The organism is Pseudomonas sp. KH_040, from assembly GCF_057839305.1.
Window position 1 is genome coordinate 3,686,989 of record NZ_CM174487.1, and the last position, 24,961, is coordinate 3,711,949.

Sequence of the window (24,961 nt, forward strand, 5' to 3'; positions counted from 1 at the left end):
GAACGTGCTCCTTGTCAGAAAGTGGCTTGAAGGTTGAAGTGCAGGCGCGATTCCTGTTTCGAGGTGTTCGGCCCTTCGAGTAGCGGATAGCCCCAGTCGAGGCTGCCGGACAGCCATTTGCTCAGGCTGGCGCGGGTGCCGAGGCCGACGCTGGCCAGGGCGTAATTGGCGTCTTGGTCCGGCAGTTCGTCGCGCAGATAAAGCTGTGCGCCTTCGGCGAAGGCATAGAAACGCCAGTCCTGCATCCACGTGCCGGCGTACTTGGCCAGCGATGGCGTGCGCACTTCCTGGCTGAGCAGCAAGCCGTCATCGCCGGTACGCTCGGCGGCCAGATAGCCACGCACCGAGGTCGCGCCACCGGCAGAGAACTGTTCGTTGGAAACCAGTGGCCCCGAGGCCAACTGGAAAGCGGCTTTGCTTGCGCTCTGCCAGTCGCTGTCGAAGGTCCAGGTGTAGTTGGTGTCGCCCTTGAGCACGGCGAAGCTCGGTTTGGCGCGGTAGCGTTTGTAGTCGAAGTCTTCGTCGGAACTGCCGTAGCCGAAGATGCTGCGAGTGGCCGCGACCAGGCTCAGACCGAGGCCGAGCTGGCTCTTCTCGGTGTAGCGATAGCCGTTGTAAGCGAAGGTAAAGGGTGCGTATTGCAGCGGGACTTTGTCGCTCTCACCGGACAAGGTCAGGCGTTCGTCGAAGTCCTTGAAGTCGATGCCGGCGGACAGAGAATTCGACCAGTTACCGCTGGAGGGCAGCGTGTAAATCGCCGAGACGCCATAGGAGTGGCCCTTGCCGAGCACGTTGCTGCCGCCGATGGTGGCGACGTTGCTGTCGGACTGGTAACCGGAGAACTGCACGCTCCAACGATCGGTCAGCGGCGCGGTGTAGGAGCCCGACCAGACCTTGGCGTTGTCGGTTTCCTGCGGCGCAGTGAAGAACGTCAGGTTGACGCTATGGCCAAGTTGCCAGAGGTTGTTGTAGCCAAGGCTGGTGACCGTGCGCAGTTTTTCCGTGTCGGCGCTGTAATCGTTGTTGAGGCCGACACTCGCAGTCCACGGGTTTTGATCTTCGACCTGCAAATCGACGTCCATGGTGCCGGGGCGCTGACCTTCGCGCACCAGTGGCATGACTTGCCGCCCCGGGGTTTTGTTGAGCTGCGCGAGTTCGCCCTGAACCTTGGCGAAGTCCGGCACCTCGCCTTCCTTCAGCGCCGGGACGTCGTCGCGGATGTCCAGCGGCGAATAGTGTTTGGCCCCGACCACACGTACCCGGCCGACCTTGGTTTCGCTGACTTGCAGGTAGACGATGCCATCGGCAACGGCTTGCTCGGGCAGCTCGACGAACACTGATTGATAGCCGCGTTGCTGATAGGCCTTCTGCAACGCGTCGCGCGCACCTTCGATGTCACTGAGGGCTTTTTGCGGACCGAGGAACGGGTACACCGCTTCTTCAATCGCCCGCGCATCGAGCACGGTGTTGCCGCGCACGAAGTACTCGTTGACGTCGACCAGACGCTGCGCCGCTGCGTTGTTGGCGGCCTCTTCGGCCAATGCCGGCTGCGCGCCCGCCGTCACCAGCAGCCAGCCCCACAGCGCCAGCCGTGACTTGAAAATCGGTTCCACACTACCCCCTGAATTCGCGATGACCTGTTGGCGTTTCGAACGCCGCGTGTATGGCGTCAATTGCTGGCTGTCGAGGCGCAGGCGTGTTTGCCCAGCCACGTGTGCAAAAGCGCGAAGTTCAAGGAGAACTCGGGCATTTGCAGCAACGCGCCGCAGAACACTTCGCCGATGATTTTTTGAATGAGCAGCACCGCACGGGGCTCGTTGAGCAGCGTGGCGATGTCGCGACTGAGGGCGTTGAAGCTCCAGACTTTCTGGTTCAGGCCAAGACCGACGAACCAGCGGAACAACAGGTTGTAATTGAGCTGTTCATACAGTTGCTGCTCGCTGGGCACCGAATACAGCAGTTGCAGGAGCAAGATGTGCATGACCGTTTGCGCGGGAATCAGCATGCCCGGTTCGGCATTGAGGTCGTGCAGGAGCTCGCGGTGGGCGTCGAGCAAGTCGTCGATCTGCGGGCGCAGCAACACCAGCGAATGGCCCGGCGGAATGTAGCTGGAGACCTCTTTCAAGGCGCCCTGCCAGTCATCCTGCGAGACAATCCAGACCCATGGCGCGCCGTAGCGATACACCGAAACCGGCTTCTTGCGCGCGGCTTCGACGATCTTCGACAGGCGTTGATCGAGTTCCTGCATGCCCACTTTCGAGTAGCGTTCCATAGTCCCCATTGCCTCACTCCCGGCGTCCCGCCTCGGCTTGTGAAAAGCGCCCCGTTGGGCCCCTCAAGCGCGTTACATAGGCATGACCGGACTGGCGATGTGCTACCGAACTTTTGTCATAAAAGCTTCATTACAGAATTGGTCGAGAAATCACAGACACAACAAAATACTGTGGGAGGTAGCCATCGCTAGCAGGTTAGCTCCCACAGGTTTTACACTTTTATCGAGATTTGGCTTTAAGTCAGTTCGAGGTGGACAGATCAAACCGACCATGCACTGTGATTTTAGGGTGAGGCGCGCCGTCCTGTTCCTTTGCCAGCTTCATTTGCATATTGAAGACAGCACTTACTTTACTCGATGACCTTTCAATAAATGTATCAATGCCGCCTGAAATCGGCTTGTATTCGAGACTGTAAAACTCACCATCCTCATCAAAATACTCCGCAGAAAATCTGTTGTACTCCAAGTGACTGCTGTTCGAAGGAAATTTAAACCTGAAGTACTTACTGAGCAGTCTAGGAGTCTTTAATACGACAAAAACTTCTACAGCTTCGTGTGAAAACTCAAGAAAGGACTTGTCAACCTCATAAGGCCCTTGCCCCTCAATCTCTACTTTCGCTTCGCCGACAGCTTTTGATTCTGATTCAATATCAATAGTCATCTTAAACATCCTTATAAGCGGAATCTCGCATCAATGAAAAAAAGCTTTTTAAGCTTTATCGCTGGACTTTCAACAAAAGCCTATAATCCTGACTCTGTCACACACTAAATAGGCTCAAATTTTATCCGCGTCTACTGTAAAACCTGACAGTAGACAGATGCGCCCTTCCATGAAACTCCCGCAATGGCTTTGATAAACCGACCGGATGATCGAATCGTTTTTTACTTCCTTACATGTCTTTCACCGAACATTTTAGAAGTTCAAAAATCAAGAATAAACCGGCCAGATTTCGACGAGCCTGCCACCCCGCACCGCTAACAAATCCCCAAACTGCAACAGCACTGCTTCAGTCTGCGTCGGACGCAGGAAGACTTGATCTTCCACAACCAATCCCACGGCATTCGAGCCATTGACCATTTCCTGATTCGAGCTGCGGCCGTACACCCCATTACTCTGCAAACCGGCTGGCGATTCGAACTCGGCCATCCAGTTACCGCCGTAGATGAAATAGGTCTGGCGCTGATTCTGGTCCCACCACGAGAACAGTTTTGACTTGTCGTCCAGCGCCGGAATGCTCACAGCCCCAGTGCTTTTCAACACGGGTGTGGCGATGTAAGTCGCGGGCACATGCTCGGCCAGCGAAGGCAAATCGTAGTGCGTCGGTTTGAGCATCGCCGTGCCCACCGAAACTTCAGTGCTGAGCTTCTCTTTTTCATGAATGCGATAACTCGGGCTGCCAGCGGTATTCAGGCACAAACCGTCATGCCACAACGCGGGAAAATGCTGCCGGGTGAAATCAACGCAACGCTGATAAATCACCATGACCTTGGCGAACAACTCCTCCGGCGAGCCGAGAATCCCCGGCACGCCCATGCCCACGAACGGGTCGTAACCCATGAACCCGGCGAATTCCAGGTGCTGCGGATTGGCGCTGATCAGCGTGAGCATCTGCCCGAGCACGTTCACGTCACTGACCCCACCGCGATGCAGGCCAACGTCCAGTTCGATGTTGATGCGCATCCGCGTGCCCAAGCCTTGGGCGAGTTGCAGGTATTGCTGCAAACGTTCGGGGCCGTCGAGCAGCCATTGCAGTTGCTTTGCGGGATCGAACGGACCTTTGTGGGTTTGGTAGAACAGCTCTGCCGAACGCACCGGCAATGGCTTGCCGAGCAGGATGTCGGACTGTGGAAATACCTGCGCATCATGATTGAGAAACGGCTGATGGAATGACATCAATTTTTGCGTCCCGGCACGTTGTGCGATGTAGCTCAACAGTCCCGGTGACGGCAGCGACTTCTCCACCAGACGCAATTGTTTGCCGCCGCGCTTGACCGACTGCATCACCACATCGATGTTGTGATCGAGCCGATCCAGGTCGATCAGCAGCACCGGGCGCATCGGGCCTTTTTCCTTTAACTCTTTGTTCAGTGCGCGGAAATAATCGCTGTACGGCGCGCCGTGGTCTCCCGGCCGCAACCACGCGCCGACGCCCACCAACAATGCGCCAAACCCCAACGTGCCAAGCAGAAAATTGCGTCGATTGACCGCCATCAGCTCACCCCCAATATCGACGCCAGATGCGCATTGAGAAAGCGCCCGCTCGGATCCAGTGCCTGGCGCACGTCGACAAATTCGCGCCAGCGCGGGTATAGCGCTTGCAGGTTCTTCGCGTTGAGCGTGTGCAACTTGCCCCAGTGCGGTCGGCCGTTGTACTTCCAGAAGATCGGTTCAACCGCCGCGAAGAAGTTGTGATGATCCATCTGATAATGCTGGTGGACCGAGATCGAACAACTGTCGCGGCCCTCGAACATGCTCAGCGGAATGTCGTCAGCCTTGACGTAGCGGTACTCGATGGGAAACCAGGTGCGCAGGTCCTTGTCCTGAATCAGCTTGAGGATTTCCCGCAGGCAAGCCGGGCCGTGCTCAGCCGGCACCGAGTATTCCATTTCATTGAACCGCACGGTGCGTACGTTGGCGTAGATGTCGAACGAGTCGCCGACGCGATCATCGAAACTGGCCAGATGACGCAAGTTGTTGAGCAGCGTGCGGCGCAGGTCGGGGAAGTCGCTGCCGTACTTGTCAATCTTCTCGATCAGGGTGACGAACTCGTTACCGCCCTCTTCTTCCGGGCTGATCGGCGGCGTGGACGGATCGTCGGTTTCGTTGAGGGCGATGGACAGGGCGTAGTCGGAATGAGTGACAACAAGCATTTCCCAGTGCTGGTTTTCACGGGTGTTGTTGTCGATGTCCTCCAGCAGTTCTTCAGTCTTGGCGATCCACTGGCGTTCGCGCAGGCGATAGGCCGGGCGGTTTTGCAGGCGGATTTTTGTTGCCACACCGAGGGCACCAAGGGAGACGCGGGCAGCGTTGAATACTTCGGCATGGCGTTGGCTGTCGCAGTCGAGCACTTCACCGCTGGCCGTCACCAGTTGCATGCCGCAGACGTGCGCCGAGTACGACTGGAAGTTTTTGCCGGTGCCGTGGGTTGAGGTGGAAATGGCCCCGGCGAGTGTCTGGTAATCGATGTCAGCCATGTTTTGCAGAGCCTGACCGATGTCTTTCAGCGGCTGGCCCATGCGCGACATCGGTGTGCCGGCGGCGAATTCGGCTTGCAAGGTTTTCGCGTCGTGATCGAGCAGACCGTTGAAATAGCTCAGCGACAACAGCGTGCCGTCAGTGGGCACCAGCGCGCTGAAGGAATGCGCCGAGCCGACCGGGCGAATCTTGCCTTGTGCCTGCTTGATGATGGTTGCCAGCTCATCGAGATTCTTCGGCGCCAACCGAGCGGCTGGCAGGCAACTCTGCCCGCCCGACCAGTTGCGCCACGGAATCAAACGCGGCGCACGCATCAACTGGCCCAGTGCCGGGTGGCTCGCCAACGCGCTGAACGCGCCGACAATACTTGCCCGTTGCAACAACTGACGCCGTGTCAGATCCATGGTCATGCCGGGCACCTTATTGAGGGAGGGGCTGGTCGGCCATGAAGCCGATCAATTGCAGGAATTGCTCTTCCGAACACTCGACGCACTGGCCCATCGGCGGCATGCCGTTGTAGCCGTTGATGGCGTGATCGAGCAGCGTGTCAGCGCCCTGCTGGAGGCGCGGCTCCCAGGCTTTGCGATCACCAGTGAGGGGTGCGTTGGCGGCGGGATTGGCGTGGCACAACTGGCAACTGTTGGCGTAGATCTGTGCCAGCGCCGGGTCTTTGGGCATGGCGTTGCTGTTGGCGCTGGCTGGGGGTTTGGGGTCGTCGCCGCAGCCAGGCAGCGCCATGGCCAACGCCAGCAGTAGAGTCAGTCGGATTGCCCGCATAACGGCCTCGCTTATTGTTGTGTTCACACAGTAAGGCAGCGGGTGCAACGGGTTGAGGGCATTGCGGGACAGCGAGGGGGGCAAACGGGGCCAGCCAGGACTCGCCTCGGGATCGGCTATAGACACAAAACCCTGTGGGAGCTGGCTTGCCAGCGATAGCGGTGTGTCAGGCAATGAAGATGCTGAAAGTACCGGCCACATCGCTGGCAAGCCAGCTCCCACAGAGTTCGCGGTGTTGCCAGCCCCCTCTGCTCTGCGCCTTTGCGTGACATTCGGGTGACATTTGCGGGTTTAAATTTCGGCGCATTCAGGCGTATAACCTGTGAAGGCTTTTTGATCTGCATACGGACATCAACACGGGGTAGCGACATGACCACAGCAAACATCCTTGGCAACCTGTTCCCTTCTGTCAGCGACATCCCGGAAAAATACCGCCTCGACGCTCAGGTCGAGCAACGCGAATATCTGGTCGACGGCCAGTTGCGCCGCTGGGACGGCCCGCTCGCCACTGTGCGCAGCCCGGTCTATCTGAAAGGTGACAACGGCGACGAACAAGTCATTCTCGGCAGCACCCCGCTGCTCGATGCCGACACCGCGCTCACCGCCCTCGACGCCGCCGTACGTGCCTACGACCGTGGCCAGGGCCTGTGGCCGACCATGCGCGTGGCCGAACGTATCCAGCACGTCGAAGCTTTCCTCGGCCGCATGCGTCAGCAGCGCGATGCCGTGGTGAAGTTGCTGATGTGGGAGATCGGCAAGAACCTCAAGGACTCGGAAAAAGAGTTCGACCGCACCTGCGACTACATCGTCGACACCATCAATGCGCTCAAGGAGCTCGATCGCCGCTCCAGCCGTTTCGAGCTGGAACAGGACACCCTCGGGCAGATCCGCCGCGTGCCGCTCGGCGTCGCCCTGTGCATGGGGCCTTACAACTACCCGCTGAACGAAACCTTCACCACGCTGATCCCGGCGCTGATCATGGGCAACACCGTGGTGTTCAAACCGGCCAAGCTCGGCGTGCTGTTGATCCGTCCGTTGCTCGAAGCCTTCCGCGACAGCTTCCCCACCGGCGTGATCAACGTGATCTACGGCAGTGGCCGCGAAACCGTCAGTGCGCTGATGGCCAGCGGCAAGATCGACATCTTCGCCTTCATCGGCACCAACAAAGCCGCCAGCGATCTGAAGAAACTGCACCCGAAACCTCACCGTTTGCGCGCCGCACTAGGGCTGGATGCGAAAAACCCGGGCATCGTTCTGCCGGAAGTCGATCTCGACAACGCCGTCAGCGAAGCGGTCACCGGTTCACTTTCGTTCAACGGTCAGCGCTGCACCGCGCTGAAAATCCTCTTCGTCCACGAAGACGTGGTCGACAGCTTCATCGAAAAATTCAACGCCAAACTGGCCACGCTGAAACCGGGCATGCCATGGGACAGCGGCGTGTCGCTGACGCCGCTGCCGGAGTCGGGCAAGGTCGATTATCTACACGGTCTGGTGGCGGATGCGCGCAGCAAGGGTGCCGAAGTGGTCAACCCCAATGGCGGCGAATCGCTCGCCTCGTTCTTTTACCCGGCAGTGCTGTACCCGGTGAATCCGCAGATGCGTGTCTACCAGGAAGAGCAATTCGGCCCGGTTGTGCCGATCGTGCCGTACCGTCATCTCGATACCGTGATCGACTATGTGCTGGAGTCGGACTTCGGTCAGCAACTGAGCATATTCGGCACCAACCCGGTGGCGGTCGGTCGTCTGGTCGACACCTTTGCCAACCAGGTCGGGCGGATCAACCTCAACGCGCAATGCCAGCGCGGGCCGGACACTTACCCGTTCAACGGCCGCAAGAATTCGGCGGAAGGTACGCTGTCGGTACACGATGCATTGCGGGTGTTCTCGATCCGTACGCTGGTGGCGACCAAGTTCCAGGACAGCAACAAGGACCTGATCAGCGAGATCATTCGCGGGCGTGATTCGAGCTTCCTGACCACCGATTACATCTTCTGATCACTGTCACCCGCATCATGAACAAGCAAGAAGGCGACCGCATGCGGTTCTGATCCAAAGTCGCCAAGCGCCCGGCAAATCAGTGTCTACACTGATGCCAGCACTGTGCTGGATGCCGGGAGCTTGATCATGCTGGATTACTTCGCGTTAGGCGTGTTGGTGTTTGCCGGGCTCGTACTGTTTTACGGGATCATCGTGCTGCATGACATTCCCTACGAAATTGCTGTGCACCGTAACCATCCGCATCAGGATGCAATCCATGCCACTGGCTGGGTCAGTCTGTTCACGCTGCATGCGCTCTGGCCGTTCCTGTGGATCTGGGCGATGGCCTATCGAGAAGATCGCGGCTGGGGGTTCGGTGACGGCAAATCCGTGCAAAACCATGTCGCTCGCCTGGAGCAACAGGTGATCGAACTGCAAGGACGCCTCGAGCGACTCGAAGCGGCGAATGCCACTGCTCCCCACAACCGGGAGGGCTGAACGCCATGGATCTACTGCTCATCCTGACTTACGCCGCGATCTGCGTCGCAGTGTTCAAGATCTTCCGTATCCCGCTGAACAAATGGACGGTGCCCACCGCCGTACTGGGCGGCATCCTGATGATCGGCGCCTTGATTTTCACCATGAACTACAACCATCCCTACTCCGAAGTGGCGCGCACTTACTTCGTTTCTGTGCCGGTGATTCCCATCATCAGCGGCCAAGTGATCGACGTGCCGGTGAAAGGGAACGAGCCGCTGGAAAAAGGCGACGTGCTGTTTCGCATCGACCCTACGCCGTTTCAAAACCGGGTGAAGTCGCTCAAGGCGCAACTGATCGCCGCCAAGGGTGATCGCTACCGGATCACCGAATTGATCCGGCGCAACTTCGGCACCCAGCGTGAACTGGATGCCGCGATTGCCCGCACCGACGATTTGCAAGCGCAACTCGACAACGCCCAGTTCGAGCTGGACAACACCACCGTCCGCGCGCCGAGCAAAGGCTTCGTCACCCATGTTTCGTTGCGGCCGGGGATGATGGCGAGCAAGTTGCCGTTGCGGCCCTCGATGGTGTTCATTCCCGAGGAAGGCCAATATTTTGCTGCGTGGATGCGCCAGAACAGCCTGCTGCGCCTGACCGTCGGCGATGAGGCGGAAGTCGCGTTCGACGGCATTCCCGGCAAGGTGTTCGCCGGTCGGGTGAAAAATGTCATCGGGGTGATTGCCGAAGGTCAGGTGCAACCTTCCGGCACCCTGATCGGCTACACCGGTTCGCCGCCGGCCGGGCGTGTGCCGGTGATCATCGAAATCACCGATCCGGACTTCGCCCAGTACAGCAAGCTGATGCCGGGCGGTGCGTACGGGCAGGCCGCGTTATACAGTCAGCACTTCCACCACATTGGCACGATGCGCAAAATCCTCCTGCGTATGGCAGCATGGATGAATTACATTTTCCCGTTCCATTGATCTGAACCGCCATCACGAGAGGCCCGCACTGAGTACTTACAGCACCCATCGACTTCCGCCCTTGCTGCGCCGTGTCTTGCGACCGTTGCTGGATCCTTATCGACGTTACCGGCACGCGCGGCTGATTCATGCGGTGCGCGTGGCCCTCGGGTTACTGGCGACGATCCTGCTGACCACCGGCATCAACCTGCCCCACGGCGAATGGGCGTCAGTGACCATGCTGGTGGTGATCGGTGGTTTGCAGCACCACGGCAACATCGGCAAGAAAGCCGCCGAGCGCGCCACCGGTACGTTAATCGGTGCCGGCGTCGGGTTGCTGCTGGTGGCGCAGCAGGCATGGCTCGGCATGCCGTGGCTGACGTATTTTGCAATGGCGGTGGTCTGCGGTTTCTTCTCTTATCACGCCATCGGCAAGGGTGGTTACACTGCCTTGCTCTCGGCGATTACCGTGTTCATCGTCGCCGGGCATGGCGACAATCCGATCACCGATGGCTTGTGGCGTGGGGTCGATATTCTGATCGGCATCGCCCTCGCTCTGGCCTTCTCTTTCGCCCTGCCGCTCTACGCGGTGTATTCGTGGCGCTACAACCTCGCCGATGCTTTGCGCGATTGCGCCACGGTGTACGGACGCATCATCAGCGGTCAACCAGTCAGCGCCGATGAGCATTTGAAACTGATGGGCCGGCTCGGCGCGGTGATGGTGCAGCTGCGCTCATTGATGCCGTCGGTGTCCAAGGAAGTGAAGGTGTCCATGACCGAACTCGATGCGATCCAGCGCAATCTGCGCATGTGCATCAGCACGCTGGAGATCCTCGGCAACATCCGCCCGGATGCCAACGATCCAGAAGCCATGGCCCACCTGCAATCCGCGCTGAAGGCCGAGCACCGGCAGATTCGCGTGCAACTGATCGGCATGGCCCGAGCGTTGAAAACCGGCGCTTCGCAACGCCTGGACAAGCCGCTGGAGTTGCCGGAAGCCAACCTCGATGCGCCGGTTTACAGCACGCTGGATGGTTACCGACTGCTAACCCGGCAACTGGCGGCGAACATCGGCGAGATGCGCCAGCGCCTGGCGAAAACCGCGCCGCACTGGAACATCTGAGGGTTACTGCGCGGCCAGTCGCCGGGACTTCAAGCCCCAACCCTGTTGCATGCCGGCAGCGGCCAGCAGGATCGCTGCCACGCCAATCCATTGCAGGGTTTCCAGGCGATGGCCGAACGCGAACCAGTCGACGAAGATCGCCGCAATCGGGTAGATGAACGACAGTGCGCCGGTCAATGCGGTCGGCAATTTCTGGATCGCGCCATACAGCAGCACATACATCAGACCGGTGTGGACGATGCCCAGCGTCACCAGACTGGCCCAGGCGCTCGGCGCTTGCGGCAGCGCACTGAAATGCGCGAACGGCGCCAACAGAAAGATCCCGGTGCAGACCTGAATCAGCGCGATCAGATGTGGCGGCGTGCCGGTCAGGCGCTTGATGATCAGCGCTGCAATCGCATACAGAAACGCCGCGCCCAACGCCAACGCAATCCCCATCAGATAGTCGTTGCCGCTCTCGCCCTGAGTGCCATGGGCACTGACGATCGCCAACATGCCCATGAACGAAATCGCCAGCCAGAACAACTTCTGCAGAGTGATTTTTTCGCCGAGAAACAGTGCCGCCAACCCGACCAGCATAAACGGCTGCACGTTGTACACCGCCGTGCCGATCGCAATCGAAGCGCGAGAATACGAGGCAAATAACAACACCCAGTTACCGACAATCGCCGCCCCGCTCAGCACCGCAAGCAAGAACGTGGTGCGAGTCAGAATGCCCGGGCGCAGAAAGCCGAAAGCGGCACAGATCAACAGCAAGGTGCCGGCGCCGAACACGCAGCGCCAGAACACTACATCGAGTACCGGTTGCCCGGAGACCAGCACAAACCAGCCGATCGTCCCGGATATCAGCATGGCGGCGGTCATTTCAAATGAGCCGTGACGCAGTGTCTTGTCCATCATTGATCTCCTGTCTTTGTGGCAAAAGTATGCCAAGCGAACACGCAAACGCTCCAGAGCAAAAAGCAGGCTAAACTCGCAATCTGCCTTTTTTATCGAGGGTGGTTTCCGTCAATTGCCTAATGCTGGAGTTTTCCATGACCGACGACATTGACCAGATCCTCATCAGCGCCTTGATGGAAGATTCACGGCGCTCACTCAAAGCGCTGGCGCAGATCAGTGGATTATCGTCGCCAAGCGTGGCTGAACGCTTGCGGCGCCTGGAGGAACGCGGTGTGCTCAAGGGCTATACCGTGGAGATCGACCCGAAATGCTTTGGTTACCAATTGCAGGCCATCGTCCGGGTGCGGCCATTGCCGGGACAGTTACAGGAAGTTGAACGGCAGATTCTGTCGATTCCCGAATTCACCGAGTGCGACAAGGTGACGGGCGAGGACTGCTTTATCGCGCGCCTGCATGTGCGCTCGATGGAACAACTGGATACCCTGCTCGACCGCCTCAATACCTTGGCCGAAACCAACACCGCGATCGTCAAGAAGACGCCGGTGAAGCGGCGTTTGCCACCGATGGCCTGAGTGCTTTTTCCGCATGTTCGGCGTAGATTGAGGTTTTTCCGGCGAAGGATTGGCGGTAATGAGATTTCAGGCAATGGTGTTGGCAGCGTTGACGCTTGCCGGTTGCGGGACCGTACAGACCGTGGTGCGCAGTGATCAGGCTGCGGTGGACAGCCTCAAGGAGCAGAAAAGTTATTGCGGGGCGGTGCCAAGGATTTACAGCGGCCTCGCCTACGACTTTTGCAGTCTGCATGCGCCTCTGGGCAAGGGCGTTGATGCCGACGATTACAAAAACGCCGCGATTCCCGTGGTGTTGATCGATGCCGTGGTGTCCGGGGCACTCGACACGCTGTTGCTGCCCTACACCGTCTACAAACAGCAGACTGATGGCAGCATCGTGATCAACTGAAAAAAGCCTGCGCACGCCGAAACGTGCGCAGGCTTTTCGCTTCTTACTCCAGCAGTTGCTGCAGGCTCGGGTCACGAATGACTTTCTGCAATGGCTGCGGCGTGGCGTTGTTGGTGGACTTGAGCATTTTCAATTTCATGTCCGACGCTTTGCTGCACGCATTCTTGCCGTCAGCATAGATGCCGCTCATGTCGCATTTCCACTCGAAGTAATTCACCAGACCGCCGGACAACTGCAGGCTGTAGTCAGTGCTTTGAGTGCCCGGCGTGAAAGCATGGCCGGCCGGAATGTTCTGGAACCACTTCATCCATTCAGGCGAACCCGGCTGCGGCGCATTGGCCTGGAACGTTGGATTCATGATCGCCACTTGCGGCGTTTCGGCGGTCGCATGGCAGCTCAGGCAGGAACTGTTGGGGTTGTCCACCGGACCATTGAGGCGACCGTTCCAGCCCAGATGGGTGGGCGGCAATTCTTGGGTCTTGGCGTTGATCGCCGTCTGTTGCAACGCGGGGTTGATCTTGGTTTGCGTCGGTTGCGGGTTGGTGAAGTCGTTGCCGATTTCTTCCGGATCGTTACCCCACATGATCCCTACCGGGACAAGGTTGTCCCAGCCCGGCTTGCCGGTTTTCGCGCCGTTGTACTGAAAGGTGCCGAAGATCCAGCCAGTGGCGCTCATGCGCTGATCGCGCACGGCGATGTCCATCTGGATCAATGCGACATCCTTGACCTTGCGATTGGCCGACGTGAACGTTTCGGTGACGTAGCCCTTCCACAACACCGGGTTCACCAGGAACGGCACGGTGCTGCGATCGATATCGGCGAACAGGGCTTTGCAGACTACGGTGCCGTCGGGGAAGCTGTTGGGTGCCGATGTGTATTTCGGATCAGGGTTGTTCGGGTCTTTCCAGACCTCTCCGATGGTATAGGCACCGATGTCGTTATAGATGCCCACCGCGTAAGTCTGGCCGGTGGCGGTCTGCGTGGGGGCGAGTTGCTTGACCTGGATCTGCGCCTCTTTGGTCAGGCCGTGAATCCCTTCGCGTCCCAGCGGGCCGTAGTGCTGCCACGGCATGTGATACCACTGACGTTTTTTATTGTTCTGCACGTACCAATCAGCCTCGACGTTGCCTTCGAGGCAATAGGTTTTGACTTCCTCCATGTACGCACGCCAAGTCTCAAAATTGTTATCTGGCTTGGTCGGTAGATTCTTGAAAAAACCGGGTAGCGGTACTTTCGGCGCTGTGGCCGGGTAATTCTGGCTCAACTCAAACAGTGGGCCAGAGTATTGGCTGGAAGGTGGTTGATAGCCGAAGTCAGGATAGACGCCGGCGAGGGTTGACGCGCTGAACAGCGCGGTGGTGACGGCCAGTACAGCCAGTTTTCCTTGGGGCTGGTTCATCGATGATCTCCTTGATTGGGACAACGCCTGCAATGGCAGGGCCTCCATTATTTTTCTGGTATCAGGGTCCCGGTCATTCGCCGGGATACGGTCACGGTGCATGGAGTTTGGCGTGGTTCACCTCCCGATTTTCACTGGACGAACGAATACAGTCGCTCTCGACCGAAAGGCCTGGCGATCAACAGCAAGGGAAGTGAATGCGAGGGACGCAGGAATTAAACGAGGGGTGCTGGTTACCGACTCCTGTCGATCAGGCTACTGCTCTTCCTTGGTAATTAGGTTTAGGTGAGTTCCAAAAATACGCCACTATTTTCAGATCATTTTTGTAGGCGAAAGGCCACTACGCTTTTCGACGAGCAACAAAAAACCCGCCGAAGCGGGTTTTTTGTTGAAACGACTAACGATCAGTCGTCGCGGCTCATGATGCCGAAGATCTGCAACAAGCTGATGAACAGGTTGTAGATCGATACATACAGGCTGATGGTCGCCATGATGTAGTTGCGCTCACCGCCGTGGATGATGGCGCTGGTCTGGAACAGGATGCACACGGACGAGAACAGCACGAAACCTGCGCTGATCGCCAGTTGCAGGCCGCTGACCTGGAAGAAGAAGCTTGCCAGCGTTGCACCCAGCAACACGAAGAAACCAGCGGTGATGAAGCCACCGAGGAAGCTCATGTCCTTACGGGTGATCAGCACGTAGGCCGACAGACCACCGAACACCAGTGCGGTCATCGCGAACGCCGAGCTGACCACTTCAGCGCCGCCCTGCATGCCCAGGTAACGGTTGAGGATCGGGCCGAGCAGGAAACCCATGAAACCGGTCAGCGCAAAAGCGGACACCAGGCCCCACGCGGAATCACGCAGCTTGTTGGTGAGGAAAAACAGCCCGTAGAAGCCGATCAGCACCACGAAAATGTTCGGGTAGCCAACGCGCATCTGCTGGGCAACGAAAGCCATGACGCCGCTGAATGCGAGGGTCAGAGCCAGTAGGCCATAAGTGTTGCGCAGGACGCGGCTAACCTCTAGCTGCTCAGCCTGCACGCTGTTATTAACTGCGTAATCCTGTTCGCGCATGGCGACACTCCTGTTGGTTTGAAACGTTCAGTCGCAAAGATCATAACAGACGCTCTGTAACAAGCCATGCAGAGAGTTTGACAGTGTGTTTCATTCAGGTATTATGGCGCCCGCAACGCAACGGAGGTGTGGCCGAGTGGTTTAAGGCAACGGTCTTGAAAACCGTCGACTGTAACAGGTCCATGAGTTCGAATCCCATCGCCTCCGCCATATTTGGTACCGACAAAGCCCTGATTATTCAGGGCTTTGTCGTTTCTGGGGTTTGAGATTTCCAGATTTCTTCGCTGGTTGGCGGCCACCCACTAAAAAGGTCAGCCAAGGCTTGCCACCGGAATAGGCAGGAGCAAAGTGAAAAATGGAGCTTTCAGCTCTTTACGCGTACTTGCGAGAGGCACTCTCCTGATTGACCAACGGCTTTACCACGCCAGGTCGCTGATGGAATGCAGACGAAGCCATCAAACAGTAACCGAGCCGTGCGCATCAGTCCGCACCCAACCAATCGCTCGTCCTGCAAGCGCACCTCCACCGTGAACTCGCCCGTCGGATGTTCGATCGACAGGCGTTTCACCTCGCCCTCCTCCACCACCGCCATGACCGCTGCCACACTGCCTTTGATCAGGCAGGCGGCGGCCACGCTGACTGCGCCGAACACGCCAATGCTGGTGTGGCAGCGATGGGGAATGAAACTGCGTGTGGTGATGGCCCCACCGACCTGCGGCGGTGCAATCAGGCACATTTTCGGCACGTTGCGCTGGCTCACATCATCCAGATTCATGCGCCGCCCCGCTTGCAGGCGGATGGACTCCAGACGCTGTTTCAGTGAAGCATTGACGTCGAGTTGCGCGGGACTCTCATAGCCACTGCAATCCAGCTCTTGCGCGTTGATCAGCACCACGGGCATGCCGTTATCGATGCAGGTCACTTCAACGCCGTCGATCACGTCCCGGGCGTTGCCGGTCGGCAGTAAGGCGCCGCAACTGGAGCCCGCGACATCCTCGAATTCGACAATCAACGGCGCGGCCTGCCCCGGCACGCCGTCAATACGGGCGTCGCCGTCATAGCGCACTTCACCATCAGACGTTGGGACATGGGCGATGGCGATCTGTCCGGTGTTTTCCATATAGATCCGCACAGGGGTGACATCGGCTGTCGCCGCCACCAACCCGCGCTCGATGGCGAACGGACCGACACCGGCGAGGATGTTCCCGCAGTTCTGACCGTAATCGACACGCGGCTCATCCACCAGCACCTGGGCGAAAAGGTAATCGACATCAGCACCCGCGCGGCTCGACGGTCTGATGATCGCCACTTTGCTGGTCAGTGAATCACCGCCGCCAATGCCGTCGATCTGCCGCGCATCCGGCGAGCCCATCACCGCCAGCAACACGCGATCTCGCAGCGCAGGCTCTTGCGGTAAATCGTCGGCCAGAAAGTAAGTGCCTTTCGACGTACCGCCGCGCATCAGCAGACAGGGAATGCGGGTCTGCGCCATGCTCAGTCTCCCAGTTCTTCAAGGCTGTCGACGTAACGCAAACCCTTTTCCGCCAGGCGCGCGCGCATGTTGTAAATGTCCAGCCCCAGTTCACCCTTGGCCAGTCGCAAAGCCTTCTGTTCCTCCAGGTCGGCCCGGGCGCGACTGGCTTCGACGACTTGCTGCAGCTCGGTGCGTCGTACGACCACCACACCATCGTCATCAGCAACCACCACATCACCCGGGTGCACCAGTTGCCCGCCGCACACCAGCGGCAGGTTGACCGAACCCAGGGTTTCCTTAATTGTGCCTTGCGCGCTGATGGCGCGGGACCAGACCGGGAAGCCCATTTCGCGCAGGGTATGGGTGTCGCGCACGCCTGCCTCAATCACCAGCGCCCGGACGCCGTGAGCCTTGAGCGAGGTGGCCAAGAGGTCACCGAAGTAGCCGTCGGTACACGGTGAACTCGGCGCAACCACCAGAATATCGCCGGGCCGGCATTGTTCGACGGCCACATGGAACATCCAGTTGTCACCCGGCGCAACCAGCACCGTGACGGCTGAACCACTGATCACCGTGCCTTGTTGAATCGGCCTGATCGAACTCGCGAACAGTCCTTTGCGGCCCTGTGCTTCATGTATGGTCGCGACCCCGAAGCGTTTCAACTCATCGACTAGCGCCGCTTCGGCCCGCTGAATATTGCGCACAACAACGCCTGTCTTGCCGATATGTTCGCTCATCCCAGATTCTCCGTGACACGCGGGAAAATACTCTGGTAACCCTCGCCATAAACGATGTTGCGGGTTGAGGTGATCCCGACATTACGTTTGGCTTGCACACCACGTTGCTGGGCAACGCGCGTGTAGTACTCCCACAAATGCTCCTGTCCGGCCATGCACTGGATGGCCGCGTACTTCTTGTCCCAGACATCAGTGATGTCGAGCAATACATCGGGGCGCCATTCGCATTGCTCGGGCTGGTGTGGCTCGAAACTGTAGACCGGCGGTGCACCGACGATTTTCTCACCCGGTTTATAGCCTTCGGCCTGGGCGATGATGCGCGCCTCCTGGGTCAGGTTCATGGCCAGCGGGTGATCGTAGTTGTACGGGTCTTTGAGCGAGTGACTGAGGACGAACTCCGGTTGCACCCGGCGAAAAACATCGGCTAGACGGAACAAGGTTTCCTTGTCGGCGCGCATCGGGTAATCGCCGATATCGAAGAACTCGACACTGGCCCCGAGAATGTCGGCGGCGGCCTGAGCCTCTTCGCGACGTGCGGCTTTGACCTTGTCTTCGCTCATCTCGCCCTTGCGCCACAGCTTGGCGGATTCGCCGCGCTCACCGAACGACAGGCAGACGATGTGAACGTGGTACCCCTGCTGTGCATGCAGGGCGATGGCGCCACCGGCACGCCAGACAAAATCGGCTGAGTGGGCGCTGACAACCAGCGCGTTTTTGGTTGATTCGATCATTGCGGATACTCCTTTGCGTTGCGAAAGAGCATCGCATCGCACCCCGCCGACGGAGTAATGCGTTCGAGTGTTCGAGGTATGCGTTTTTTTTATTGCCACTCGAAAATAGCGGCGGCATAGTCGTCGGATTCGCCGACCCGCAGAGTCCTTACCCATGGAAGTCTTTGAACTGCCGAGCCTGATGCACGTGCGCGCCTTCGTCCGCGTGGCTGATCACGGCAGCGTCTCCAAGGCGTCAGTCGCGCTGTACCGGGCGCAATCGGTGGTCACCCGATCGATTTCCGAATTCGAAAAACGGCTGGGCGTAATGCTGTTCGAGCGCCACGCCAACGGTATGCGCCTGACCAATTTCGGAGAGCGTTTGCTGCCCCGAGCGCGACGGGTGCTGGCGGAGCTTGGGAGCGTGCCGACATTGCTCAGCCAAGGTGAAAAAGCTGCGATTGAACCGCTTTATCTGTTCCAGGCGCGACGCCTGCAAGTGTTCGTCAAACTCTGTGAAACCCAGCACATGCAGACAGTGGCCAACCTGTTGGGGCTGAGTCAGCCTGCGGTCAGTTCGACGCTGAAAGTCCTCGAAAACGGCTGCGGCCAATCGCTGTTCGAGCGCACGCCGCGCGGCTTGCAACCGACCCGCGCGAGTCATGACATCCTGTTTGCAATCCGCCGTGCGCTGAACGAACTGCGCCATATCGACAGCGACATCACCGCCCTCCTCGGTGCCTTGCACGGCGTCGTCCACGTCGGTGCCCTGCCCCTCGGCCGCACGCGCATCCTGCCCGAAGCCATCGTGCGTCTGATGGCCGAGCACCCGGGTATTCAAGTGATCACCAATGAGAGTCCCTTCGACCTGCTGGCGACTGAATTGCGCGCCGGTGATGTGGATTTCATTTTCGGAGCGCTGCGTTCGTCGACCTATGCTAGCGACCTGGTCGGTGAGTCACTGCTGACAGAGGAAATGGTCGTGCTTGCGCGGCGTGATCATCCGCTCTACGGCAAAACCGGCCTGCAAGATCATCTCGCTAACGCGAAGTGGGTATTGCCGCGCGCCGGTTCGCCGGCGCGCAAAATGCTCGACGACTGCTTCGCCGGTTTCGGCATTCCGGCGCCTTCCCCGGTGGTGGAAAGCGCCGACATGGCGATCATTCGCGGACTGTTGTTACGCTCGGACATGCTCGCAGCCGTTTCAGCGCATCAACTGGAACAGGAAATCGCTAGCGGCGAGTTGTGCATTTTGCCGCTGGAATTGAAACAGACCGCCAGGGCCATCGGCCTGACGTACCGCAGCAGCTGCCTGCACTCACCGGTCGCGCAGGCGTTGATGGAGGTGATCCGCCAGGTAATCCGAACTCAGGCCAATGAAGCGGTTAAAGCAGGTTCAACGGATAGCTGATGATCAAGCGATTCTCGTCGAACTCATTGCTGCTGTAATCGCGGCGAATGCTCGAGTTGCGCCAGCGCAGGTTGAGGTTCTTGAACGCGCCGTTTTGCAGCGTGTAACCCAACTCGGATTCGCGGCCCCATTCTTTACCGTCGGTGACGGCTCCGCTGTGCACATTGTCGCCGCTGATGTAACGGTTCATCAGGGTCAGACCGGGCACGCCGAGGACGGCGAAGTTGTAGTCATGGCGCAGCTGCCAGGATTCCTCCCGCGCATTGTCGTAGCTGTTGTTGTAGCTGTCGTTGGCCAAGGTTCCGCCGCTGGTGCCGTTGACGCGCATCCAGGCATCGTCGCCGCTGAGCTTTTGCAAACCGAGGTAAAACGTGTTGCCACCGTAGCGTGCCGACAGCAATGCCGAGAACGTACGGTTGTCCAGATCGCCTGCGCGGGCACTGCCATCCTCGCGACCCCAGAAGTAGCCAAGATTGGCGCCCAGCGTCCAGTCACCCAGTGGTTGGCTATGAACCAGTTGCAGATACTGTTGCTGATAGATGTCCTTTAGCTGAGCATTCCACACGCCGATCATCGTGCGCTTTTCGTTGAACGCGTATTCGCCGCCGACGAAGTTGAAACGGTCAGAGGTAAACGCGGTTTTGCCCTGCATGAACATGTCTTCCATGCTTGAATCGTTGCGCGGACTGTTCTGCCGGAACTGACCGCCATACAAGGTCAACCCGGCGATATCCTGTGAAGTGACCTGACCGCCACGAAAGGTTTGTGGCAACGAGCGACCGTCGTCGGAACGCAATATCGGCAACACTGGCATCCACTCGCCGAGCTTGATTTCGGTCTTGCCGATTTTCATTTTCCCGGCGACAGCCAGGCGCCCAAATTGATCGGCAGGTCGGCCATCACTGTCCAGCGGCAGCAATTGCGTGCCTCCCGTGCCTTGACCGCCGTCAAGCTTCAGCGAATACAGGCCCAGCACATCCACACCAAATCCGACTGCACCTTGGGTGAATCCAGAGCGGAAATCGAGAATGAAATTCTGCGTCCATTCCTCGGCTTTGCCCTGCGCATTGGCCGGGTTGGTGAAATTACGATTGATGTAGAAGTTGCGCAGATTGAGATTGGCGCTGGCGTCTTCCACAAAGCCTGCGGCGCTCGCCTCGACAGGCAGCACACAAACAGCGGACAGCGTGAAGACTACGCGGGTATTGGCGGTGATTTTCATTGTTATTGTTATCCATTTTTTTGGGATGAAGCAGTCCGCTACGCCCGCATGAGCCGGGCGCAGTGAAATCATTCAAGGGTGTTGCGAAGCGGCCCGGAGCGAGCCGTCGATGACGCCGTGACGTTAGCGCGGGGCCTTGCCCGCTACCGAATAGAGCACCTGCTGATTACGGGTTTTCATGAACGCCTCCAGGCTTTGTCCGCGCATCGCTGCGTAGATCTGCAGATTCGGCACCCCAACCACGGCAGCGAGTTTTTCCAGCACGAAGAAAATCGCCCCGTAGTGAATCAATCCGCGCCAGTCGCGGCGGCGCAGCAGATCCCGCTCTTCGTCGCTCAGCCCTGCTTCATCGAACAGCGCTTCGGGTTGGTCGAGGAAACGCTGACGCCAGTGCGGCTCGATCATGCGATGCAAAAACTTGTTCAACCGATAGCCCTTGGCGCTGCGTTCCAGGGTGAACGGATAGGTGCCTTCAAGCTTCTCGATACCCGCCAACTGATGCTGCATGTGCTGCAAATGCCGCGCAATGACGTCAACGGGAACGGGCCGATCCTGATTTTCCAGCAACAGTGTGGCAATGCCGGTCATCGACGGCAGGTAGTAATCCTGGTGCAGGTTTTTCACCGTGGCCGACAGCGCGCCGCGCATGATCAGCCAGGTGATCACTTCCGAACCTTCCATGCCCCCCAGCGCGGCGTATTCGGCATGGGTCATTTCGGTCAGGCGCTCGGGATCATTGACCAACAGATCAATGAACTGCTGGTCCCACTCCGGGTTGTTGAACCCACAGCGTTCGCCGTGCACCTGGTGGGAAACGCCACCGGTCGCGACGATGGCTACTTTCAAGTCCTCGGGGTAGCTTTCGATCGCCCGGCGCAGCGCCTGGCCCAACTTGTAGCAGCGCCGCGCACTCGGCACCGGGAACTGCAACACGCCAACCTGCAGCGGCACGATCTCCACCGGCCAGTCCGGCTCGCACGGCAGCAGCGCCGACATCGGCGAGAAGAAGCCATGATCGAGCGGCTTGTCACGGAAGAAACTCATGTCGAATTCATCCGCTACCAGGCTCTCACCGATGTGCCGCGACAGCGCCGCATGGCCAGCGATCCCCGGTAACTCGCGTGGATTACCGCCCTCATCAGCGACTTCGTAACGCTCATCGACACCGAGGGAAAAGGCACCATAGTGATCAAAGAAAAACGAAGTCACGTGGTCGTTGAATATATAGAACAGCACATCCGGTTGCTGCTCCTTCAGCCACACCTTGATCGGCTCAAAACCACGGAAAATCGGCGCCCAGGCGGCCTCATGCTGCTTGTCGTGATCGACCGCAAAGCCGATAGTCGGGGTGTGAGATACAGCGAGGCCACCAATGATGCGTGCCATAACGAGTTCCTTTGTCGAAAAAGATTAATGCGTCAGCAAGGCCCGATTGACTCGGCGCCGTGCATGACCGTTGGCCATGATCGCCAGTGCAGCGATAAAGGCAGGCACGCTCAACAGGGCAAACAGCAGCGGCAACCCCAGCCCGAGGCTGAGCACCGCGCCACCGATGAGTGAACCAAAGATAGCCCCGAAGCGGCCGATACCCAGCATCCAGCTGACGCCCGTGGCGCGACAATCTGTCGGGTAGTAGCCCGGCGCGAAAGCATTGAGGCCGGTTTGCGCCCCACTCATGCAGAAACCTGCCGCCACTACGCCGAACGCCAGCAGACTGGATTCGAGGCTGAAGGCGCCCAGCAGCAGAATGAAAGCGCCACCCAGTGCGTAGGACGTGGCAATTACCGCGTTTGGATTACGCCGGTCCATCGCCCAGCCGACTACGATGGCGCCGACGGTACCGCCAATCTGGAACAGGCCGGTGATGGTCGCGGCGCGTTCGATGGACAGCCCACCTTCACGCAGCAGGGTCGGCATCCAGCCCATGGTCAGGTAGATCACCAGCAACCCCATGAAGTAAGTCGCCCACAAAGCGAGCGTGCCGAAGCGATAGGTTTCGGTGAACAACAAGCGCAGCGGTGCTTTTTGCTGAGCCTGCGGTTCGGCGATGACGAATTTCGTCGCCGCGCTAAACGTGCCGCCCAGCTTGTTCAGCACCTTGGCAATCTGGCTGGCGGGCGCGTTGCGCGCGGCAAGAAAACGCGCCGACTCAGGCAGCAACAGCCACATCAAGGGCAGTAACAACATCGGCAGAATCCCGCCAGCGAGCAGCACCGACTGCCAACCGTGATGGGGAATCAACCACGCGGCGAGAAATCCGCCCAACCCCGACCCCATGTTGAACCCGGTGAACATGATCGTGATGAACAGTGACCGATTGCGTTCCGGCAAATACTCGGAAAGCAGTGTGGTGGTGTTGGGCAACGCTGCGCCCAGCGCCACACCGGTCAGCAGACGCAAGGCCGCCAGTTCGTAGGGATTACGCGCAAAGGCGCAGGCCAGACTCAGCACGCTGAAGCCAGTCACCGCCGTTAGGAGTACCTTTTTGCGGCCGATTCGGTCGGCGTAAGGGCCAGCGGTCAGCGCGCCGATCGCCAGCCCAACCATGCCCGCGCTCATCACTGGGCCAAACGCTGCTTTTGACAATCCCCACTCTTGAATCAGCGAGGGGGCAATAAACCCCATCACCGCGACGTCGAAGCCATCGAAAAGCACGATGAAAAAACATAAACCCATAATCAGCCACTGGTACGGCACCACTTTGCGGTTGTCGATCCACGCTTTGATATCGACCGTTTCACTCGTCATGCTCTCACCTTCTTATTTTTGTAGAAGTCCCGACGGACAAGGCCTGTAAGTAGACCGTCCACGCTGAACGATGAAGGTGACTGTAAAGCCGCAGGTATACCGCCCGCCTCTGGGAAATCCTTAAGCAGGTATCGGTTTTTCTTATCGGGGGATCAAAAGAGATAAACGGGGCGTGGTAGAGCGTGGGATTGATGACCGTGGCGCGAGCGGCCAATAATCGAGTACCTCATCGAACAAACCTCCCTGCTTCGACCTACCGATTGCAGCTTTTCTAGCTACGCTTGCCGACAAGAGTCTGGCGTAAGTACGCCTACTGCTTATCAGTCAAGGGAGCCAACATCCATGGATAGCATGCAGGGCGTTTATCCATCAGCAACCGTTCTGGTGGTCGACGATACCCCAGACAACCTGATGCTGATCGCCGAGTTGCTAAAGGACAAATACCGGGTCAAGGCCGCCAACAGCGGTGAAAAAGCCTTGCGCCTTCTGCAGGCCGACACGCTCCCCGACCTGATTCTGCTGGACATCATGATGCCGGGGCTGTCCGGTTATGACGTTGCCGAGCGGCTCCAGCATGACGCCCGCCTCTGTCATATACCGATCATTTTCCTGACCTCCATGACCGCCACGGAGGACGAAATTCGCGGCTTGAGCCTCGGCGCTGCTGACTACATCACCAAGCCGATCATTCCTCCGGTGCTCATGGCCAGGGTCGAGACTCAGGTCAAGCTCAAGGCCGTCGCCGACTTTCTGCGCAATCAAAACGATTTTCTGGAACAGGAAGTGCAACGCCGTACCCGCGAGGTGATTGCCATCCAGGATGTCACCATCCACGCCATGGCCTCGCTGGCCGAAACCCGCGACAACGAAACCGGCAACCACATTCGCCGCACCCAGCACTACATAAAATTGCTGGCCGAACTGATGCGCGAGCATCCGCGCTTTCGTCACTTTCTCGACGAGGAAACCATCCAGCTGCTATTCAAGTCGGCACCGCTGCACGATATCGGCAAGATCGGCATTCCTGATCGCATCCTGCTCAAGCCCGGACGTCTCACTCCGGAAGAGTTCGAGATCATGAAGACCCACACAACCTTGGGACGCGACGCCATCCAGCACGCCGAGGACCAGTTGGAGATCGGCGTCGACTTCCTTCGTCTGGCCAAGGAAATCGCCTACGGGCATCAAGAAAAATGGGATGGCAGCGGCTATCCGCAAGGGTTGGCCACCGACGATATTCCGATCAGCGCGCGTTTGATGGCTGTGGCGGATGTCTACGATGCGCTGATCAGCCGCCGCGTATACAAGCCCGGCATGCCCCATGAGCAGGCAGTGGAAATAATCCGCGAAGGCCGCGGCAAACATTTCGACCCGGACATCTGCGATGCATTTCTGGCCAATGCCGGGCAGTTCCAGAACATTGCCGTGCAGTTCGCCGACAGCGATCAGGACTTGGCCAGACAATTGGCCTTGCTTGAACAGATCGCTGACCAACCCTGAGCCGTGTGCCGCTCTTTGCCCCCCCCCACTGCTGAAC

General features: G+C 58.6%; 23 protein-coding genes and 1 tRNA gene. 9 read left to right on the forward strand and 15 right to left on the reverse strand.

Annotated elements, in window-relative coordinates; translation table 11 throughout:
• Window positions 1-14 precede the first annotated feature (14 nt).
• The 6 genes from AC3IUF_RS16340 to AC3IUF_RS16365 form a co-directional block, all read right to left on the reverse strand.
• A complete protein-coding gene (locus tag AC3IUF_RS16340; RefSeq protein ID WP_463543157.1) occupies window positions 15-1,613 on the reverse strand; it encodes a ShlB/FhaC/HecB family hemolysin secretion/activation protein in 1,599 nt (532 codons plus the stop codon).
• 56 nt (window positions 1,614-1,669) lie between these two features.
• Complete coding sequence (locus tag AC3IUF_RS16345; protein ID WP_007915478.1) at window positions 1,670-2,281, reverse strand: transposase; 612 nt, start codon at window positions 2,279-2,281, stop codon at window positions 1,670-1,672.
• Between the two features lie 232 nt (window positions 2,282-2,513).
• A complete protein-coding gene (locus tag AC3IUF_RS16350; protein WP_489278624.1) occupies window positions 2,514-2,933 on the reverse strand; it encodes a hypothetical protein in 420 nt (139 codons plus the stop codon).
• Window positions 2,934-3,200: 267 nt separating this feature from the next.
• A complete protein-coding gene (locus AC3IUF_RS16355; protein ID WP_489281663.1) occupies window positions 3,201-4,409 on the reverse strand; it encodes a DSD1 family PLP-dependent enzyme in 1,209 nt (402 codons plus the stop codon).
• Window positions 4,410-4,483: 74 nt separating this feature from the next.
• Window positions 4,484-5,812, reverse strand: a complete 1,329-nt coding sequence (locus tag AC3IUF_RS16360) for a D-arabinono-1,4-lactone oxidase (RefSeq protein WP_489281665.1) — start codon at window positions 5,810-5,812, stop codon at window positions 4,484-4,486.
• 76 nt (window positions 5,813-5,888) lie between these two features.
• Window positions 5,889-6,245: a c-type cytochrome gene (locus AC3IUF_RS16365; protein WP_489278626.1), complete on the reverse strand. Its 357-nt coding sequence runs from the start codon at window positions 6,243-6,245 to the stop codon at window positions 5,889-5,891.
• A gap of 369 nt (window positions 6,246-6,614) precedes the next feature.
• Between AC3IUF_RS16365 and AC3IUF_RS16370 the strand changes: the two genes are divergently transcribed.
• From AC3IUF_RS16370 to AC3IUF_RS16385, 4 genes are all read left to right on the forward strand, one after another.
• Window positions 6,615-8,240 (forward strand): NADP-dependent glyceraldehyde-3-phosphate dehydrogenase, encoded by a 1,626-nt coding sequence (locus tag AC3IUF_RS16370; RefSeq protein ID WP_095112031.1) that lies wholly within the window; start codon window positions 6,615-6,617, stop codon window positions 8,238-8,240.
• Window positions 8,241-8,369: 129 nt separating this feature from the next.
• Window positions 8,370-8,720: a DUF3302 domain-containing protein gene (locus AC3IUF_RS16375; RefSeq protein ID WP_095112030.1), complete on the forward strand. Its 351-nt coding sequence runs from the start codon at window positions 8,370-8,372 to the stop codon at window positions 8,718-8,720.
• A 5-nt stretch (window positions 8,721-8,725) separates the two neighbouring features.
• On the forward strand, window positions 8,726-9,685 hold the full coding sequence (locus AC3IUF_RS16380) for an HlyD family secretion protein (protein WP_123375416.1): 960 nt from the start codon (window positions 8,726-8,728) through the stop codon (window positions 9,683-9,685).
• A gap of 61 nt (window positions 9,686-9,746) precedes the next feature.
• A complete protein-coding gene (locus AC3IUF_RS16385) occupies window positions 9,747-10,787 on the forward strand; it encodes an FUSC family protein (RefSeq protein WP_489278627.1) in 1,041 nt (346 codons plus the stop codon).
• Window positions 10,788-10,790: 3 nt separating this feature from the next.
• On the opposite strand, the gene AC3IUF_RS16390 is transcribed toward AC3IUF_RS16385, so the two are convergent.
• Window positions 10,791-11,684: a DMT family transporter gene (locus AC3IUF_RS16390; RefSeq protein ID WP_489278628.1), complete on the reverse strand. Its 894-nt coding sequence runs from the start codon at window positions 11,682-11,684 to the stop codon at window positions 10,791-10,793.
• A 137-nt stretch (window positions 11,685-11,821) separates the two neighbouring features.
• On the opposite strand from AC3IUF_RS16390, the gene AC3IUF_RS16395 reads away from it, so the two are divergent.
• Together AC3IUF_RS16395 and AC3IUF_RS16400 are read left to right on the forward strand one after the other, a co-directional pair.
• Entirely contained in the window at window positions 11,822-12,259 is a 438-nt protein-coding gene (locus tag AC3IUF_RS16395) for an Lrp/AsnC family transcriptional regulator (RefSeq protein WP_007915449.1), read from the forward strand.
• A gap of 58 nt (window positions 12,260-12,317) precedes the next feature.
• The gene (locus AC3IUF_RS16400; RefSeq protein WP_007915447.1) at window positions 12,318-12,647 is read left to right on the forward strand and encodes a YceK/YidQ family lipoprotein; all 330 of its coding nucleotides are present in this window, start codon (window positions 12,318-12,320) and stop codon (window positions 12,645-12,647) included.
• Between the two features lie 43 nt (window positions 12,648-12,690).
• Here the strand turns inward: AC3IUF_RS16400 and AC3IUF_RS16405 are convergent, their stop codons facing one another.
• Window positions 12,691-14,046, reverse strand: a complete 1,356-nt coding sequence (locus AC3IUF_RS16405) for a hypothetical protein (RefSeq protein WP_095112028.1) — start codon at window positions 14,044-14,046, stop codon at window positions 12,691-12,693.
• 404 nt (window positions 14,047-14,450) lie between these two features.
• Window positions 14,451-15,122, reverse strand: a complete 672-nt coding sequence (locus tag AC3IUF_RS16410) for a Bax inhibitor-1/YccA family protein (protein ID WP_007915443.1) — start codon at window positions 15,120-15,122, stop codon at window positions 14,451-14,453.
• A gap of 122 nt (window positions 15,123-15,244) precedes the next feature.
• Between AC3IUF_RS16410 and AC3IUF_RS16415 the strand changes: the two genes are divergently transcribed.
• Window positions 15,245-15,332 (forward strand) — tRNA-Ser (locus tag AC3IUF_RS16415).
• Between the two features lie 154 nt (window positions 15,333-15,486).
• On the opposite strand, the gene AC3IUF_RS16420 is transcribed toward AC3IUF_RS16415, so the two are convergent.
• The 3 genes from AC3IUF_RS16420 to galB are packed head-to-tail and all read right to left on the reverse strand — an operon-like array spanning window position 15,487 to window position 18,064.
• Window positions 15,487-16,614 (reverse strand): 4-oxalomesaconate tautomerase, encoded by a 1,128-nt coding sequence (locus AC3IUF_RS16420; protein WP_414894417.1) that lies wholly within the window; start codon window positions 16,612-16,614, stop codon window positions 15,487-15,489.
• A gap of 2 nt (window positions 16,615-16,616) precedes the next feature.
• Window positions 16,617-17,333, reverse strand: a complete 717-nt coding sequence (locus AC3IUF_RS16425; protein ID WP_095112026.1) for a 4-carboxy-4-hydroxy-2-oxoadipate aldolase/oxaloacetate decarboxylase — start codon at window positions 17,331-17,333, stop codon at window positions 16,617-16,619.
• A complete protein-coding gene (gene galB / locus AC3IUF_RS16430; RefSeq protein WP_489278630.1) occupies window positions 17,330-18,064 on the reverse strand; it encodes a 4-oxalmesaconate hydratase in 735 nt (244 codons plus the stop codon). The genes AC3IUF_RS16425 and galB overlap by 4 nt, the downstream gene beginning before the upstream one ends.
• A gap of 154 nt (window positions 18,065-18,218) precedes the next feature.
• Here galB and AC3IUF_RS16435 point away from each other — a divergent pair, with 154 nt between their 5' ends.
• Window positions 18,219-19,454: a LysR family transcriptional regulator gene (locus tag AC3IUF_RS16435; protein WP_489278632.1), complete on the forward strand. Its 1,236-nt coding sequence runs from the start codon at window positions 18,219-18,221 to the stop codon at window positions 19,452-19,454.
• Here the strand turns inward: AC3IUF_RS16435 and AC3IUF_RS16440 are convergent.
• From AC3IUF_RS16440 to AC3IUF_RS16450, 3 genes are all read right to left on the reverse strand, one after another.
• Window positions 19,429-20,676 carry an OprD family porin gene (locus AC3IUF_RS16440; protein WP_489278633.1) on the reverse strand — a complete coding sequence of 416 codons (1,248 nt, stop codon included), beginning with the start codon at window positions 20,674-20,676 and terminating at the stop codon, window positions 19,429-19,431. The genes AC3IUF_RS16435 and AC3IUF_RS16440 overlap by 26 nt on opposite strands.
• A 123-nt stretch (window positions 20,677-20,799) precedes the next feature.
• Window positions 20,800-22,062: a gallate dioxygenase gene (locus tag AC3IUF_RS16445; protein WP_007915428.1), complete on the reverse strand. Its 1,263-nt coding sequence runs from the start codon at window positions 22,060-22,062 to the stop codon at window positions 20,800-20,802.
• 24 nt (window positions 22,063-22,086) lie between these two features.
• Window positions 22,087-23,424, reverse strand: coding sequence for an MFS transporter (locus AC3IUF_RS16450; protein WP_489278634.1), 1,338 nt, complete (start codon window positions 23,422-23,424; stop codon window positions 22,087-22,089).
• A gap of 342 nt (window positions 23,425-23,766) precedes the next feature.
• On the opposite strand from AC3IUF_RS16450, the gene AC3IUF_RS16455 reads away from it, so the two are divergent.
• Entirely contained in the window at window positions 23,767-24,924 is a 1,158-nt protein-coding gene (locus AC3IUF_RS16455; RefSeq protein ID WP_489278635.1) for an HD-GYP domain-containing protein, read from the forward strand.
• The last annotated feature ends 37 nt before the right edge of the window (window positions 24,925-24,961 follow it).